Raw genomic sequence first — 14,946 nt, forward strand, 5'->3', positions numbered from 1 at the left:
GAAGAAAGAGAAGTGATGAGAGCCGTTAACTGTGTAATCTCCTGAGTTAAACGATGAATAGAAAGTTCTGCCTGACGAATAATCAGTTCAGGAGAATGATGGGAAGAATGAAGGGTAGTACTAAAGGGGTAATGAGGAATTGTAGTGATGGATGAAATTCCACAATAGTCCAATGTGATTAAATACACACTTGGAGAAGGCTAGACTGCGTCTCACAAACCGTGACATCCTTTGCCTCACAGTACAATTAAAGCGCTCAATATAACTGGTTTTACCACTCTGTTTGCTAACCACCCGATGACGCTTTGAAGGGAATACGCCACGGTAGGCTTCCCACTCATCCGTGTAGAAGACTCCACATTGCCGATATACCCCAGGCAATGACGCCCACAGTGCTTTTGCACTCTCTCGACCACGGCAACCAACGTGCAGACCAATAATTTCCCGGGTTTGAACGTCAAGGGCCAGCCAGACCCACTGTTTATTGCCTTTGTGGTCAACAAAAGACCAGAGTTCGTCACACTGCACCTTTAAAGACCCCTTTTTTTGGGGACAACCTTGGCCCTTCTTGGTACTTGTGCTGCTTTCATATTGACGTAATTTTGCAGCCATTGTTCAGAAACTTGAACAGCTCTGGCGATGCCGGCCATCGAAATACGTTCGAAAAGCAGACGGTCAATCAGAGCGCGGGTTTCAGCATCAATGAGTTTATTGGTGGGATGTTCCACGAATTGACGACCGCATTGCTTGCAGAGAAAGCGCTGTTTACCGTTGTGGATGTGCCCATTTTTGACTGTATGTTGGGATTGACAGCTGGGACATTGAGGCATGGGTCGGAGTCAATGACTTCCGTTCTACCTTAACAAAACCGTCATTACCCTTTTAGTACCACCGAATGAAGTAGGTGAGGATAATGAAGGAGTAGAAAAGCATCCTCTACTTCTCTTTGAATGGTTTTTCCTGGAGATTGTTTAACGTGAATTAAAACATCTCGAAAAGGAGTTCCATCCTGACTATAGAAACAATGTCGAATCATAAAGAAGACCTCTATAAATGTTGAAGGAGTCCATAGGAATCAAGAAGGCGACGCGCAAGGATAGGATTGAGAAAAGTCGATTTTAGAAGAGGACGTAGGAGATGATTACCCCAGCCAATGTTCCTGGAGAAATGTTGAATAAGTTGAGGTTCAAGGAGCATAGCTGCGCCCCCCCCGCAGACAACGAAATCAGTAGGCTGTTGTTCAATGAGAAAAGAGTGAATTTGTTGCCAGTAAAGGGGAAGACACTGGTGAATCGCCTGCTGAAGATCAGGTCGAAGCTGTGTGCCATGGAAGAGAAGCTCAGCGAGGGAGAGTTCATCCGTATGTCCAGTGAGTTTGCTGACTTCCTGAACCAACCAACGGAAGCCAAGATTGTTGGTAGTAGAAGCTTCCGGGAGGGGAGAACCATTGTGAGTGGCTAACCAAGACACATTGCGGTGCCCAATGATAAGAGCAGAAATGCGAGAGCATTTTTTTGATAGGGTTTTGGGTAAACCACAAAGAAGTAGACCAGCTCCTTCAGGAAAAATACGAATTTCGTTGAAGTGGAGAGAGAGAGCCTGACCACAAAATTGGATAGAATCCTGAGCGGCGAGTAAACGTCGTTCAAGTAAATCCTTGGTAAGGTATTCGTCGAAAGGCAGGAGAATGCCAAGATCAATAGGTACAACTTGCGTCATCTGGAGCTGTAGATGGGCGAGAATACCGAGGATTTTATAGAGAGCTTTGTCACATTTGAGTTCGTGATTGCGGAGTTCAGAGCCTTGAAACTTTTTAGCGATCGCCCCAATGAGAAAACAAGCATCGGGGAGAGAAACCCAAGAACTTTCAAGGTGAGTAGAACCGATGCCCCAAGAAGCCGACTGGGGATAATCGGGAGGGACAGGGGCACAATGGGGGGACATAGCAAAAAAATGACAGGAACCCGAACCGAGGCGATAGGTGACTTTAGTGGCACTGGTACCAGGATCGATAACAATTTTGAGAATAGACATAAAAAAACCTCCTACAGACGAAGAAGAAAAAGAGGAGGAGATTCAGATAAGGACAGATGAGTTATTACAAAACTTCACGAAAGGAGTTAAAGAAAGACAGTAATAGTTAATTCGTATTGATTTTGTCGATATACAGGATTAGTCCATGATTTGCTACAGATCTGTCACAACTTAGGCACCCGACGAGGGTCGGAAAGTAGGTGATGAGAGAAGTCATTCTCAACAAGTAAGAAAAATAGGTCTTTATTGAGAAAAAAGTACAAAATCGTAGCAAATAATGATCAAAAGAAGGTGGTAAAAGAGGGGAAATCTGTAGCAAATCCTGTACAGGGGTAAAAGCGTAGCCCACTGGTCAAGCCGAGGAAATTTCCCCACACCTGACGCACCTCCGGAGGTTTTTTGTTGACGGGTGGAAAATATCCGAAATCGGAGGGAGATTTTCTCTTACCTAAAAACAGAGGAAATTTTAGGTATGTTGACGATCGCCACGATGACTCCGGCAAAAGCAGGGAGCTACTACAAGGAAAATTATTACGCCGAGGCGGAGCAAGTAGAATTTTCGGAATGGTGGGGGAAGGGGGCAGAAGCTCTGGGACTAAGTGGGAAAATCAGTGATGGAAAAGTATTCCAAAATATATTGCAGGGTTTGACAGCAGACGGTCAGAAAAAATTACGGGCAGCTCCACCACAAGGGAAAGAAGCAAGGGCTGGAACCGACCTAACATTTTCCGCCCCGAAGTCTGTATCGATCGCCGCATTGATTGGAGGAGATCAACGACTGATCGAAGCCCACGAAGAAGCCGTCAACCAAATGCTGACTTTGATCGAAACACGATATGCCGAGACGCGAATCAATAAACAAATTACGTCAGTGGATAATCTGTGTGTGGCGAAATTCCTCCATGATACGAACCGTGAGCTAGAACCGAATTTACATACTCATTGTCTGGTGATGAATGTGGCACAGGATGAGGGGGGACAGTGGCGTTCGGGGACAAATAGCAATTTGTATCATCACAAGATTTTATTGGGGAGAATCTACCGGAATGAGTTGGCACAAGCAATCCAAAAATTGGGCTATGAAATTGAGACCAGAGCCGATGGATTGTTTGAGTTGAAAGGTTATACACGAGAGCAGATCGAAGAATTTAGTGATCGCCACCAGCAAATCTTGGCTTATTTGGAAGCGGAGAGATTGAAAGATACGAATGAAAACCGGATTAAAGCCCTATTTGAGACCCGAAAAATCAAACAGCATCATGTAGATCGGCAGTCACTGTTGGCAGAATGGCAAAACACAGCAGCAGAACTAGCAATTGAACATCCCACCCCCTGCCCCGGAAATTCGGTTACTGGAAAAAATCTCACGGTCTTGGTTGACCAGGCAATTCGCCACAGCGAGGAACGAACTGCCATTTTTACCAGAGAAGACCTAGAAGTTTTTATTGTGGCGGAACCAACGGGTTATTCCTTTGAGGACATTGAAGCAACCATTGATGCAAATCCTCGACTAATTCGTAGAGGGCGACGATTGGCTACAGAGGAAAGTTTAATCCGGGAAAAAATGACCATTGCCCTGATGCAAGAAGGTCAGGGGAATTTAGCACCGATGCTAACGACTCAAGCCCAATTATCTGGAGTCCTTACCACTTCTCAAACTGATGCTGTAAACCACGCTCTTTGTAGCCAAGACCGCGTTGTGGGTTGGGTGGGAGTCGCTGGAGCTGGCAAAACTTTTACCTTGAACACCCTTGTTAAGATTGCACAAGCCCAAGGTATTGAAGTGTCTGGTTTTGCGCCTGATGCCAGTAGCGCCGAAGTCCTTGGTGATGAGGTTGGTATTGGTACGGATACGGTTGCTTACCATCTCCTCCAACAGGATGAACCAAGCCAAAAGCGACAACTGTGGATTATTGATGAAGCGGGTAAACTGTCTGCCCAAGAAGCGCATCAGTTATTACGGAAATCCTGTGACCAGAATGCCCAGGTTTTGTTGGTGGGGGATCCCAAACAGTTAACTGCCGTTAATGCAGGGGCTCCCTTCAAATCTTTGATTGATAATGGCCTCAGTGCCAGCCATTTAAAAGATTTCCTCCGCCAGAAAGATTCCATCATCGCCAGGGCTGTTCAACTGACCTACCACAACCTCGGCGGTGAGGCGATCGCCTGGTTACAGAAACATGGCAAAGTCTCTGAAATTCCAGATCTTGAAGACCGTGCCCAACAAATTGCCACAGCCTACCTGAAGTTAAGTGAAGCAGAACGGGCTGAAACATTAGTTTTATCTGGTACCCACCAGGAACGCTTCAGCATCATTCACCAGCTTCGACAGGGTTTAAAACAAGAAGGCAGGATTCAAGAAACGGAGTATGCAACCGAAACTCTAAATCGCAAGGATATGACCGAGGAGCAAAAGCAACACGCCCGATTTTATGCTGTCGGTGATGTCTTGATTCCCCTCAAAGACCACAATTGCCTCAAACGCTCCAAACGTTATCAGGTCACCCAAATCTCTGGTGATGATGTGACTCTCAATGAGCAAATCACTCTGAATCTGAAGGGTTTGCGATATCCCCTTAAAACAGAGGTTTTTGTAAAACATAATTTATCGATTGCCGTGGGTGATCGCCTGAAGTGGACGAGGAATAACCGCCCGCAGAAGCGCACCAATGGTCGGGAATTCACCATCATTGGCATTGAGCCCCTGACCCGCTTAGTCAGCGTTGTTGATGATCAGGGAAGATTGGATGAATTCTCCCTGAATGACTTGAATCACTGTGACCATGCCCTGGTAGGCACCGTTTACTCTAGCCAGGGTAAAACTGCGAAACAGGTCTTCGTCAGTTTTGGCAATGACCCCACTGTCAATCGCGAAAGCGTTTTAGTGGCCTTATCCCGCGCCAAATATGATGTCACAATCTGGACAACCAATGCCCAGAAACTGAGGGAACTGGCTGACATTTCCCATAACCAAGTCAATCCATCAGAGTTACTCAAAGAGCAAGGGATTAAATTACCAATTCCTCCAGCCCCGTTACACCTGAAAGAAAAACATTGGTTAGAACGAGTAGAAAAATCAGGCATTGCTCCAGAGGTGGCTGCCCTCAATGCTGAATCATTGGCAGGGATGGATGTCTATGAACGGCTGCTGGAAGACCATTTAGCAACTCTAGGCACTGGTCAGTATGTCACCCAACCCATGAAGCGGGTGATGGATCAATATGCCACTGTTGCTGAGGGGGGCGTCTGGGCGGATGGCGGCATTGATGCCACAAAATTACCAACGTTACAGATCGGTGAAATCCCTCCAGAGAAAACCTTTGGGGAGTTTAAAGCGGATCATCCTCGTCTAGACTGGCACAAGACTCAACAAAAAGGCAGCGACCAATACCGTAAATATGAAGCGCCTAGAGGGCTCCCGAAGGGCATTATCTTTCCCAGGGTGCCTGAACAACTTGCTGCGCAAATCTATACAAGATATGGCGTAAATCCCTCGGCAGAAGAACGAAGGAGTGGTTTTTGGCCCTGTGTCTACTGGTATCCGCAAATCGCCATCATCCCAGTGGAAGGCAAGAAAAAAGCAGAATCGGTGTTGAGTCAGGGTTATGCGGCGATCGCTCTCCCCAGTGTCACGGGGGGGTATCGCAGTCGAGAAAATGGTGTGGAATTGCCGAAACGTAGACTCCATCCTGAATTGGCGGTATTTGCCACAAATGGTCGACAAATCCTGATGGCATTCGACCAAGACCGTAAACAAAGCACGATTCAAAATGTACGCCGTGATTTAGTGCGAACAGGTGAACTTTTCGAGGAAGCAGGCTGCAAAGTTTCAGTTTTGAAATGGCAGTCCCACGAAGGCAAAGGCATCGATGATTTGATTGTGAAGCAAGGTGTAGAGAGATTTTCAGACGTCTTAAACCATGCCATCCCATTAACTTGGGAAGCTGACAAGCACTATCGCAATGAGTATCTCAAACTGAGGAATTATCTGCTCAAAACCCAAGGACAGGGACGGAAGTTAACCGAACTGATGATTGATATGGCGATCTCCTACACCGCGCACTCCCAAGACAGAACCAAAATCCTGCACCAGAGCAACACCCTCGAAGCACGGCGAAAGCAAGGTATTCCTGAAGATGTCAAAAGCTATCAAGTCCAGATAGAGCAGGAATTACAGCGTCTACAGCAAAAATTGAAACCTAAGCGAAGACAGGAGGTGTAAGTAGGGGCAATCTCGTTTCGATTATTTCGTTTATAATATGGAGTTGTAATCTGTGCAAAAAATGCGTAGAAAACATAGGTAAAAAACATGACAATTACCGCCAATGTTTTGGGTACTGTAGTACCAACTCAAGCCGAAACACAGCTTGCAATGGAATCCAGTCATCAATTGTTGATGCTTCTAAAGAATAGAGAATTAGAAGCTCACCCCTGCAATTACAGGCTGCATATCCAAATAAGTGAAGGAAACGAAGAGCGGATCGACATTCCTTCAGGTGCTTTTCGCCTATTGCAAGAGATTTTGGTGCAGATGGCGGGTGGCAATGCAGTCACATTGATACCGATCCATGCAGAATTAACAACCCAAGAAGCCGCTGATATCTTGAATGTCTCCCGTCCTTTCTTGATTAAGTTAATCGAGAATCAGGAAATGCCCTATCGAAAAGTAGGAACCCATCGTCGGATTTTGTTTAAAGATGTGATGGATTATAAGCAAAAATAGATAGTCAAAGGATGCAAGCACTGGATGAGCTAACTCAAGAAGCTCAGGAACTAGGATTGGGATATTGATTGCCAACAATTTCACTGCACTAATCGATGCTTGTGTTCTGTACAAAGCACCTGTAAGAGATCTGCTGATGCGTTTAGCTGTAAAAGATTTGTATCGTGCAAAATGGACAAACGAAATTCATGATGAGTGGATCAGAAATCTGTTAAAAAATAGACCTGACATTGAAAAAAAACGCCTAGAAAGAACAAGAGACTTGATGAATAGTCATATTCGAGATTGTTTAGTTGATGGCTATCAGGAACTGATTGAATCATTAGAGTTGCCAGATAAAGGCGATCGCCACGTATTAGCAGCAGCAATTTGTGCAAGAGCAGATGTGATTGTGACTTGTAATGAGTTAGATTTTCCGTCGCAAAACATTAAAAAATATGGAATTGAAGTACAAAATCCAGATGTATTTATCAGCCATTTGATAGATTTAGACCCTTTGGTCGTTTGTGATGTAGTGAGAACATTACGAGAAAGTCTAAAGAATCCGCCCCGTAGTATTAATGATTTACTCGCAGGATATAAAGGTCAAGGTTTAACTCGAACAGTACAAGCACTGGAGAAGTATAGCGAATTACTGTAGCAATAAATCTCAGAAACTCTATATTTTAGAAAAATGTTGATCTAACTTATCGAGTAAGGCTAAAGCACGGGGTAAATTAGCTGTACTAGCTAACATTTTAAACCGAATTTTTGCCTTGATTGTACCTAGTTTAATATCAGAAATATTGTCCATAAATGTATAAAAATAAATCTTTATTCTTGTGCCAAGATAGCGCATCAATAGAATTTTTGCCAAAAAAAAGGCATCCTCGAAGATGCCAAAGAAATTTAAAAATCAACGCTGAAAAGGACATTCAAGGGGAGGAGATGTCCCAAAAGCCATCCGTAGAAAGGAACGATTAAGGACAAAACTCCCCGTTCCCTCGATGACCAGCAGACAGACCCAAAGCCAGCGACCTCGATAGAGGATAAATCCCATAAACGAGATCAGTTTGTGAGCAAAATAGATAAGGGCAAATGCTTCCATGATCTATGCCTTCTGAATCTGCGAACGGTGGCTAGGTGGGTGATTTTCCACTGAAGCCGATTGAGGAAGCAGCTTCTGGGTTTGTCCATAGTATTCATGGGCTTGTTGGACAAAACTCTGGAGAATGTTCATGTCCTTCGGGGTTGCAGAGGTCGGTGTAATTTTTTGATTGTCAGCCTTGCGGGTTAAATTCACGCCACCGTCAGGGGTGATTTGCCAAGAAATAGCGTTGGTTTGAAAAGTTTTAGTGCCGTCTTGAGCGACCTCCACCTCGCCAATTTTTTCCATTTGACTGACAACGACCTTGACCGCAGGTTCAACAAAATTTTGCATAAAAACCGTGGCTGCCTGTTGTCCAGTATGGCTCAGGGTTTGATGGATTTGTTGCTTGACCTGGTTGTGGGTTTGCTTAAACTTCTGGGAGGCAGTGACAGAAAACTGATTTGCTAAACCACGCAGTTTATCGGCAACCATATTGCGCTGCTGATTAAACCAGTCACCAACCCGTTGATTCGGAGTATGAACCGGGGTGGGATTAAAGGGACGGCTTTTCACCAAATTATCCAACCGTGCTTGCAGCTCATGAAGTTTTTCATTCGTTACATGGAGTTGATTTTGCAGATCATCAAACTGTTCCTGGGAGACAGGCGAGGCACTTTCCGGTTCCGCCGTTGCAGTGGACGTAGTTTCAGATGAAGATGATACTGTATCATCAGGCATTCTAGGCACGACAGTTTCAGCTTGGAAATGAGACAGTATGTTCTTGGCAATCTGTCCTTCTTTACTCTTAAATAAGAGGGTATTCTTCTTGTCAAGAATGCGCACAGAACCGGAATTTTTCTGAGGCGAAAAAGCTTCCCTGAGAGTTTTGGTCTCTTTCGGGGTGAGTTTAGAGCGCTTGCCATTTCCGCCAACAGCACCATCATAAATTTTCTTAGAACCGACCCGAATAGTGATCTCTTGATCATTTTTCATGCCCAATTGAAGGAGCTTTTGGAGAAATTGATCAAGGGCAGATAGAGTCAGTTGAGTTGCTTCAACGGAACTGTTGGTAATGTCACGGGCAGATTGCTGATCACTAGATTGTTGAATATCCATAGATTCCTCAAAAATAAAGTCAAACAAAAATCGAGACTATTGTTTTAAAGCCTTGAGTAAACAAGACATTTGAGCAGCGGGAGATAATAAAATATCGGGTAATAAACAGCCACCTAAAGTGTCAAGAATGAGTTCGCCATGGACTTGGACATAACGGGGAATTTCGTCGATGACGAGGACAAAGGTGGAAGTCGTGCGATCGCCAAGAAAGTCAGGATCAATGTAGGCCAGACGGCCATCTTGAATCATCAAGCAGGTATCATCTGCACCATTGGCGTAGATCTCAACGAATTCAGGCAGGTAACCGTCAGGTAGCGGTTCAGCGTCCCAACCTTGACCTGTGAGTAAACCGAGGGATTCAGAAAAATCGACCTTGGCGCGGATTACTTCTGGAAGGTCGTCAATGAGTTTTTGGTCGGAATCCATAAGCATGGGAGAGTACCTCAAAGTATTGGTATAAAGGCAAAAACTGCCTTCTATGGAGTAAGAGAAAAAAGGGGCGAAAATTCGGATAAAGTTGCAAAATAAATTTCGAGATCAGAAAACAGCGGCGAGTAAGTCGGCGGTTTCTGGGGCATCAATCGCCCGAAAAGCTTGGGCATCTTGACGCAGTTGATCGAGGTCAATTTCTTTACTGGTAGGTGTTTTCGCTTGGGGAAGATCCGGACAGATCTCTTGATAGGCAGAAATTAGAGCGAGATCACGTTTGATAAAATCTCGCTGGGTGAAGTGGGGCAATGCCGTCTTTAAAAACTGCTGCTTGAGGGTTTCCCAGTCGGCAGTGGATTCCTTAAACGCCTTGAGATCATGCTCTGGAATAATGATGGTTTGGATCAGAGGAATGCGGGAACCCTGGCGATCGCCGATCCCCCGATTCCAGATAATCGCTTTCCCCTGGGAGAGTTGCAGAATTTCACTGGGGTCGATGATAGCAACGGATTGCTTATGCTCCGTATTACTGGTGGAATTGCCGCCCTTTTGCCGAGATCGCCCTCTGGTGTCGAACTCCACATCCCGATTGCCGACCGATTTCGAGTATTTTTCCGCATCGGCAATGTCATTCGCTTGAAACACCAATTGCGTCGCACAGGCTTTGAGTAAACGACTTGCCCCATCTTTGCCATAGCGTTTTTCAAGGACTTCAGGAAATTGCACCCCGATTGCCATCACCAGACCCGCCGAACGGTGAATATTCGGCCAGTCTTCCGCCGAAGGGAGATAGATTTGGGAAATCTCATCCAGCCAGAGTAAAAAAGGACGTTGACGTGGCTTGAGCAAATTACGGTTTGTGAGAAGGTGGATCACCGTTGCCAAAATCGGGTTCACAATCTCGCCCCGTTCCGCATCACTGCCACAGATGAGGATTTTGCGTTCATCTAAATCCAGCGGAATCGTCGTTTTTCCACAGATGGCAGGCAAAAGATCTGGCATCAATAAGCCACTCAAAAGATTGGCAAAAGTCGCCTTGATGCTGCCATAGGTTTCCTCAACGCCAAAGACATCGACCACCGCATCAAACACCATGCGAATCGCCTCTGGTTGCGCGTCTACAATAGCCTGCAGTTGGTTACTCGGCAGGCGTGTCAAGGTGCGACACATCACCAGATCAGGGCAGTCCGTTTGTTTCGCCAGCAGCATCACCCCCGCCAAAAAAGAAGTCGTCGCCTCCGTGAAAAAGGGATTGGAACCCCCCTTCAAAGCCTGGGGATTTAAGTTCAGGTAAAGGACTTTGGCAATTTGTCGCGCCATCGCCGCATCTTCTGGGTGACGAATAAAATCGAGAACATTGCAGCAGAGCGATTCCGGTTTACCAGGGGCAAATAAGCCGACCTCATAGTTCAAACGCTTGGCATAGCCTGCAATCAACGCCGTGGGAGCGGGATCTTCTGGGGAATGGGTGGAATATTTGATGTCGAAATACAGTCCCGGAATGCCCTGGGCCAAACCCGACAAAAAGAGAGGATTTAAGGCCGAAAAACTTTTTCCTGAACCCGCACCACCGAGAACAGAAATGCCAGAGGTACAGTCGCTGAGATAAAGGGTTTGCGGGTCATAGCAGAGATCGATGGACCATTTTCCCTTTTGACAATGAAAAACTGACCCTTTCGGCGTGCCAACCCAAAGCCCAACATCGGCTCGTTTCGTTGCTTGAACCTGCTTTAACGTTCGCAATGCGCCATTTTTGACCTGTTGCGGTGTGGCGAGTTTACCCTTGCCGAGACTGGCAGATTTGCGGCGATCGCCCTTAAAGTTCATGAAGGCTAATAAAACTCCACAACCTAGCAATAGTAAGCCAAGCGGCGAAAAAATCAGCTCACTCACATAGACGTTAAGGTCGGGTTGGGGAGTCGGAGAAGGCGGGTGGTTTGTCTGCAGGTTGGACATTGTCTGGAATCTCGATTTCTAGATTTTTTAGAGCTTGATAACGGTCAGCGGGCATGTACAAAATTTCGTCAGACGCTTGGGCGAAGACTGCAAAACCCGCCTCAAATTCTTCCTTGCCGCCCAGGGCGTCGATCTTGTGTTGCCAAAGTTGTTCATTGAGGGCGATCGCCGCTTCGGGATTGATATATCTGCTAAAGGGATAATCACTATCACTGGGCGGATTCAAACGACTACAAATGTCATTTTGAACAGTGACCAAAATCCCTTCAGGATGATGCCCATGGTCGTCAACATCAGTTGCCTGAATCACTTGATATTGTTGGTATTCCGCAAGAATGATGAAGGGTTCAGGGAGGCAACTACTTTGATAGGGGCGATCGCCAGAGTCGGAACGGACGGAGAGCATCACCCCCAAAAAACCCATGAGCATGAGAACACAACAAAAAAGGAGGGAGTGCCTTTTAAAAAGATTAGAAATTGACATAGTTACGAGGATTGAGAGGAGAACCAAAGCGATCGCCATCACGGACTTCAAAATGGAGGTGTGCCCCTGTGCTGCCGCCCGTGGAACCCTCCAAGCCGATCAATTGACCTTTTTTGACCGTCTGGTTTTGATTGATTTTTTGGGTAGTCATGTGGGCATAGCGAGTAAAAAGATTGTTCTGATGCTTGAGGATCACCACATTGCCATAGCCTGATTCCCAGCCCACATAGGTGGCCATACCGCAGTCCGCCGCGAGGATTGATGATCCCATCCCTGCACTGACATCAATGCCCGCATGGAGTCGCCACGTGCCATAAATCGGGTGGAGACGATTACCCATCTCACTAGTGACCACACCTTTCGAAGGACGTTGCATTTTACCGCCCCCGCAAGAACCGCCAAAAAAGCAATCTTTGAGCGCTGCCTGATAATCAGAAGCTTTGTGGGCAAGGGTTATAGTCTGTTCTGAGGGTAAATTTAGGGCTGTGCCAACCCCAAAAAAATCAACTTTGGTGGCAGTAATGAATTGTTTTAATTCAGGGATCATCGTCTGCATAGATGTGCTGTGATGGGAAAGGAGGTAGGCGATCGCATAAGCAGTTTGGGATTCAGTGAGATTGAGCGTTTCCGCCTGTTCCAATAGCGAGGGCAAGCGGGATGCGACCCCAGAACGTTGGGCAGGGGGAAGCGTTTGAAGTATTTTTTGCAAGCAATCATCGTCATTGTCATCGGGGGACACCGCATCGCCGTATTGGGCCTGGGCCGCTTGCAGTTGCGCCTGAACCGAGTCTGGGACACTCACCTGGGGATTAGGAAGAGCTTGTTGATTATCAAAACCCAGAAAAATGCCGTCTTTTTCCTTAGCGTGAAACAGTGACCACGGGCCAAAAATAAAGGGTGTACAACCAAGATCAAGCAATCCTTTTTGACAAAACCTTGTGGACAAACCAAACTCCGCTGTTCCCGCAGTTTCATCGGTATCCATCAAAATCAGCTTAAATTCTGAGCCGAGCATCCGTCCTGTGGGTTCCAAGCTGCCGAACGCTTGACCCAGTAAGCCAGAACCGCCTGGCACCATTTGCCCACCTGTCTCTGAATCGCCACCTTTGATCCAGCGATCGCCCCGATGTTTTTGATCTGAGAGTTCGATGTAGGCGCAGCGTTCCTGTTGGCAAGGATAACGAAACCCGACTTTAGTACTGCCGGAAATGGGTTGAAAGGTTGCATTTGACTCCCCTGCTCCCCAAACAATGTCCAAGGTGGCGATCGCCGAGGGAGATAGGATGCCCAAGTCAGCGAGGGGAATAAGATCCAGACCAGGAATATCCTTGAGAGGAATCCCCTGCCAGCCTGTAAATGCCTTGAGGGACGTTTCCGCCAAGCTGGGAATATCTGCCACCGAAAAAGTTGATAAATTAGGAATTTGAGTGAGGGGCAGTTGGGCGATCGCCGGATTGTTCAGCAATGTCCCAAGATTGTCAGACAGAACATCCTGTATTCCTTCATTTATCTGACTTGTAACCAAATCCGCTAAGGGAGGAATATCGGTTAAAGGCAGGCTGTTGATCGTCGGTAATGCCTCAGCCAAAGAACCTAAAGATTGTTGGGTGAAATGGGAAAAAGTTGACAAGGCAATATCTTGTAAATCAAGCTGTGCCAGGGATGCAATTTGCAGTGGCGATAAATCTGCAATTCCCGTATTCGCCATATCCCCCAGGGTAAAAATATCCGTCAGGCGATCGCCCGCTTGAATCTGTTTATCGAGGGAATACCCCACCTGCTCCGATAAACCTGTATCAACCGGATAGAAAGCACTGGTTTGAATCGGCGGCAAATCAGCCCAGCGTAACGTTTCTAGATTGATCGTCGGTGCAGAAGTCGCGGCGCTGCGGGAGCCCCAGCCAAAACTCAGCAGCAATATTAAGACCAGGGAGACCCAAAGAAATGGCAATTTCATAGCCCCACTGCCTCCGGTGTAACCCCCGCATTTTTCAGCACCGATTTCACATGGTTAAGCTGGAGATTGCCTTGTCGTGCTGCTTGGGAAAGAGTTGAACCACGCCGTAAACTGCGGATCATTGATTGGTAACGCAGATAGAGTCTACTCCGGTAGGGGGTATCAGGGTGGGTGATCAGCCCTCTGGCGATCGCATTGGCAATTTGATGATTATCTAGGGTACGAGGAACAGGGGTCGCTGTAGGACGCGGAATTGTATTGATTGCGAGGGTAATGGGTTTACTTTTTGGTGAATCAAGACGCTGGGCCACCTGATTTTGCCGTTGTAGGAGGGTGGCGAAAATTTCCTGCTGCTGGTCTAGGGTTTGCAATTGCGCCAAAAATTCTGATTGCTGGGAATCCAAGCTGGCCACACGGCCATCCAAACGCTCCACCTGATTTTCTAAAGCCGTCAGTCTGGCCTCAACATCGGCATTATTAGTTTCAGAAACCCCCTCAACTCTGACCAACAGTGGTTCCTGGCGCGTGGGATTATCTGGTAAAGATTCACCTTGACCCATGTGGAAAAGCTGGGCAAGGGTGCGGGGATCGAGTTGAAAAGTAGTCGCCGCCTGTTCCATGACCATTCCTTGGTCAATCTTAGAAATTGCCCCCTGAATCGCCCGATGTAATTCCGAATTTTCTACCAATAACTGTCGTTCAATCGCTAGGCGAACACCTTGCTGGAGTTGTCGTGTCGTATTCGGGGTCTGAGCTGTCGCAGCCCGCACAGTGTCAACAGGGTGAGCTGTGACATTGACGATACTATTCCCTTGGGAACCTGCCACCAGTTTAAAAACATAGAGCGATTCCACTTGATTTGCATCACGGGTCACCAGGCTGAGTTGGGCTTGTCCTGTTTGATTAGCAACCAAATGGAGTACAGACGCCCCCTGCTCAAACGGGCGATCGCCATCGAGTTGAATGAGCGAACCATCATCCAGCCAACCCTTATAGGCCAAAACTCCATCCGGCAAAGTGAGGTTAACTCCCTGGTTGACCTTGAGCGCGATGGTGGGAACCTGACGTTGTGCTGCCTCAGCTGAAATTCGTTGGGTTTGCGCCAAGACAGGTGTCCCCCACAATCCAAAAATCAGCGTAAACATCGAAAGCTTTGCAAGAGATTTCATCGAAAATAA

The 14,946-nt window shown here is 46.7% G+C and carries 10 protein-coding genes and 1 pseudogene; 3 read left to right on the plus strand and 8 right to left on the minus strand.

Features of this window, described 5'->3' with window-relative positions:
- Window positions 1–120 precede the first annotated feature (120 nt).
- Together AWQ22_RS16640 and AWQ22_RS15910 are read right to left on the minus strand one after the other, a co-directional pair.
- A protein-coding gene (locus AWQ22_RS16640) for an IS1 family transposase (RefSeq protein WP_397428282.1) occupies window positions 121–830 on the minus strand; the annotation gives its coding sequence in 2 pieces (ribosomal slippage) (window positions 121–545 and window positions 545–830; 711 coding nt in all).
- Between the two features lie 217 nt (window positions 831–1,047).
- The gene (locus AWQ22_RS15910) at window positions 1,048–2,034 is read right to left on the minus strand and encodes a ParM/StbA family protein (RefSeq protein WP_065711953.1); all 987 of its coding nucleotides are present in this window, start codon (window positions 2,032–2,034) and stop codon (window positions 1,048–1,050) included.
- Window positions 2,035–2,506: 472 nt separating this feature from the next.
- Here AWQ22_RS15910 and mobF point away from each other — a divergent pair, with 472 nt between their 5' ends.
- The 3 genes and pseudogenes from mobF (at window position 2,507) to AWQ22_RS15925 (ending at window position 7,397) form a co-directional block, all read left to right on the plus strand.
- Window positions 2,507–6,256: a MobF family relaxase gene (gene mobF / locus AWQ22_RS15915; protein ID WP_065711954.1), complete on the plus strand. Its 3,750-nt coding sequence runs from the start codon at window positions 2,507–2,509 to the stop codon at window positions 6,254–6,256.
- An 87-nt stretch (window positions 6,257–6,343) separates the two neighbouring features.
- A pseudogene (locus AWQ22_RS15920) lies at window positions 6,344–6,825 on the plus strand (helix-turn-helix domain-containing protein).
- On the plus strand, window positions 6,825–7,397 hold the full coding sequence (locus tag AWQ22_RS15925) for a PIN domain-containing protein (RefSeq protein WP_065712028.1): 573 nt from the start codon (window positions 6,825–6,827) through the stop codon (window positions 7,395–7,397). The pseudogene AWQ22_RS15920 and the gene AWQ22_RS15925 overlap by 1 nt, the downstream one beginning before the upstream one ends.
- A 450-nt stretch (window positions 7,398–7,847) precedes the next feature.
- Here the strand turns inward: AWQ22_RS15925 and AWQ22_RS15930 are convergent, their stop codons facing one another.
- From AWQ22_RS15930 to AWQ22_RS15955, 6 genes are all read right to left on the minus strand, one after another.
- On the minus strand, window positions 7,848–8,942 hold the full coding sequence (locus tag AWQ22_RS15930) for a hypothetical protein (RefSeq protein ID WP_065711955.1): 1,095 nt from the start codon (window positions 8,940–8,942) through the stop codon (window positions 7,848–7,850).
- A gap of 36 nt (window positions 8,943–8,978) precedes the next feature.
- Window positions 8,979–9,374: a hypothetical protein gene (locus tag AWQ22_RS15935; protein ID WP_065711956.1), complete on the minus strand. Its 396-nt coding sequence runs from the start codon at window positions 9,372–9,374 to the stop codon at window positions 8,979–8,981.
- Window positions 9,375–9,479: 105 nt separating this feature from the next.
- Window positions 9,480–11,327: a type IV secretory system conjugative DNA transfer family protein gene (locus AWQ22_RS15940; RefSeq protein WP_084449074.1), complete on the minus strand. Its 1,848-nt coding sequence runs from the start codon at window positions 11,325–11,327 to the stop codon at window positions 9,480–9,482.
- Complete coding sequence (locus AWQ22_RS15945; protein WP_065711958.1) at window positions 11,272–11,757, minus strand: hypothetical protein; 486 nt, start codon at window positions 11,755–11,757, stop codon at window positions 11,272–11,274. Before AWQ22_RS15945 ends, AWQ22_RS15940 begins: the two co-directional genes overlap by 56 nt.
- A 40-nt stretch (window positions 11,758–11,797) precedes the next feature.
- Window positions 11,798–13,768 carry a M23 family metallopeptidase gene (locus AWQ22_RS15950; protein WP_084449075.1) on the minus strand — a complete coding sequence of 657 codons (1,971 nt, stop codon included), beginning with the start codon at window positions 13,766–13,768 and terminating at the stop codon, window positions 11,798–11,800.
- Window positions 13,765–14,937, minus strand: coding sequence for a hypothetical protein (locus AWQ22_RS15955; RefSeq protein WP_232321589.1), 1,173 nt, complete (start codon window positions 14,935–14,937; stop codon window positions 13,765–13,767). Before AWQ22_RS15955 ends, AWQ22_RS15950 begins: the two co-directional genes overlap by 4 nt.
- Window positions 14,938–14,946: the final 9 nt, after the last annotated feature.

Origin of the sequence: Picosynechococcus sp. PCC 7117, from assembly GCF_001693275.1 — a bacterium.
Taxonomy (GTDB): domain Bacteria; phylum Cyanobacteriota; class Cyanobacteriia; order Cyanobacteriales; family MRBY01; genus MRBY01.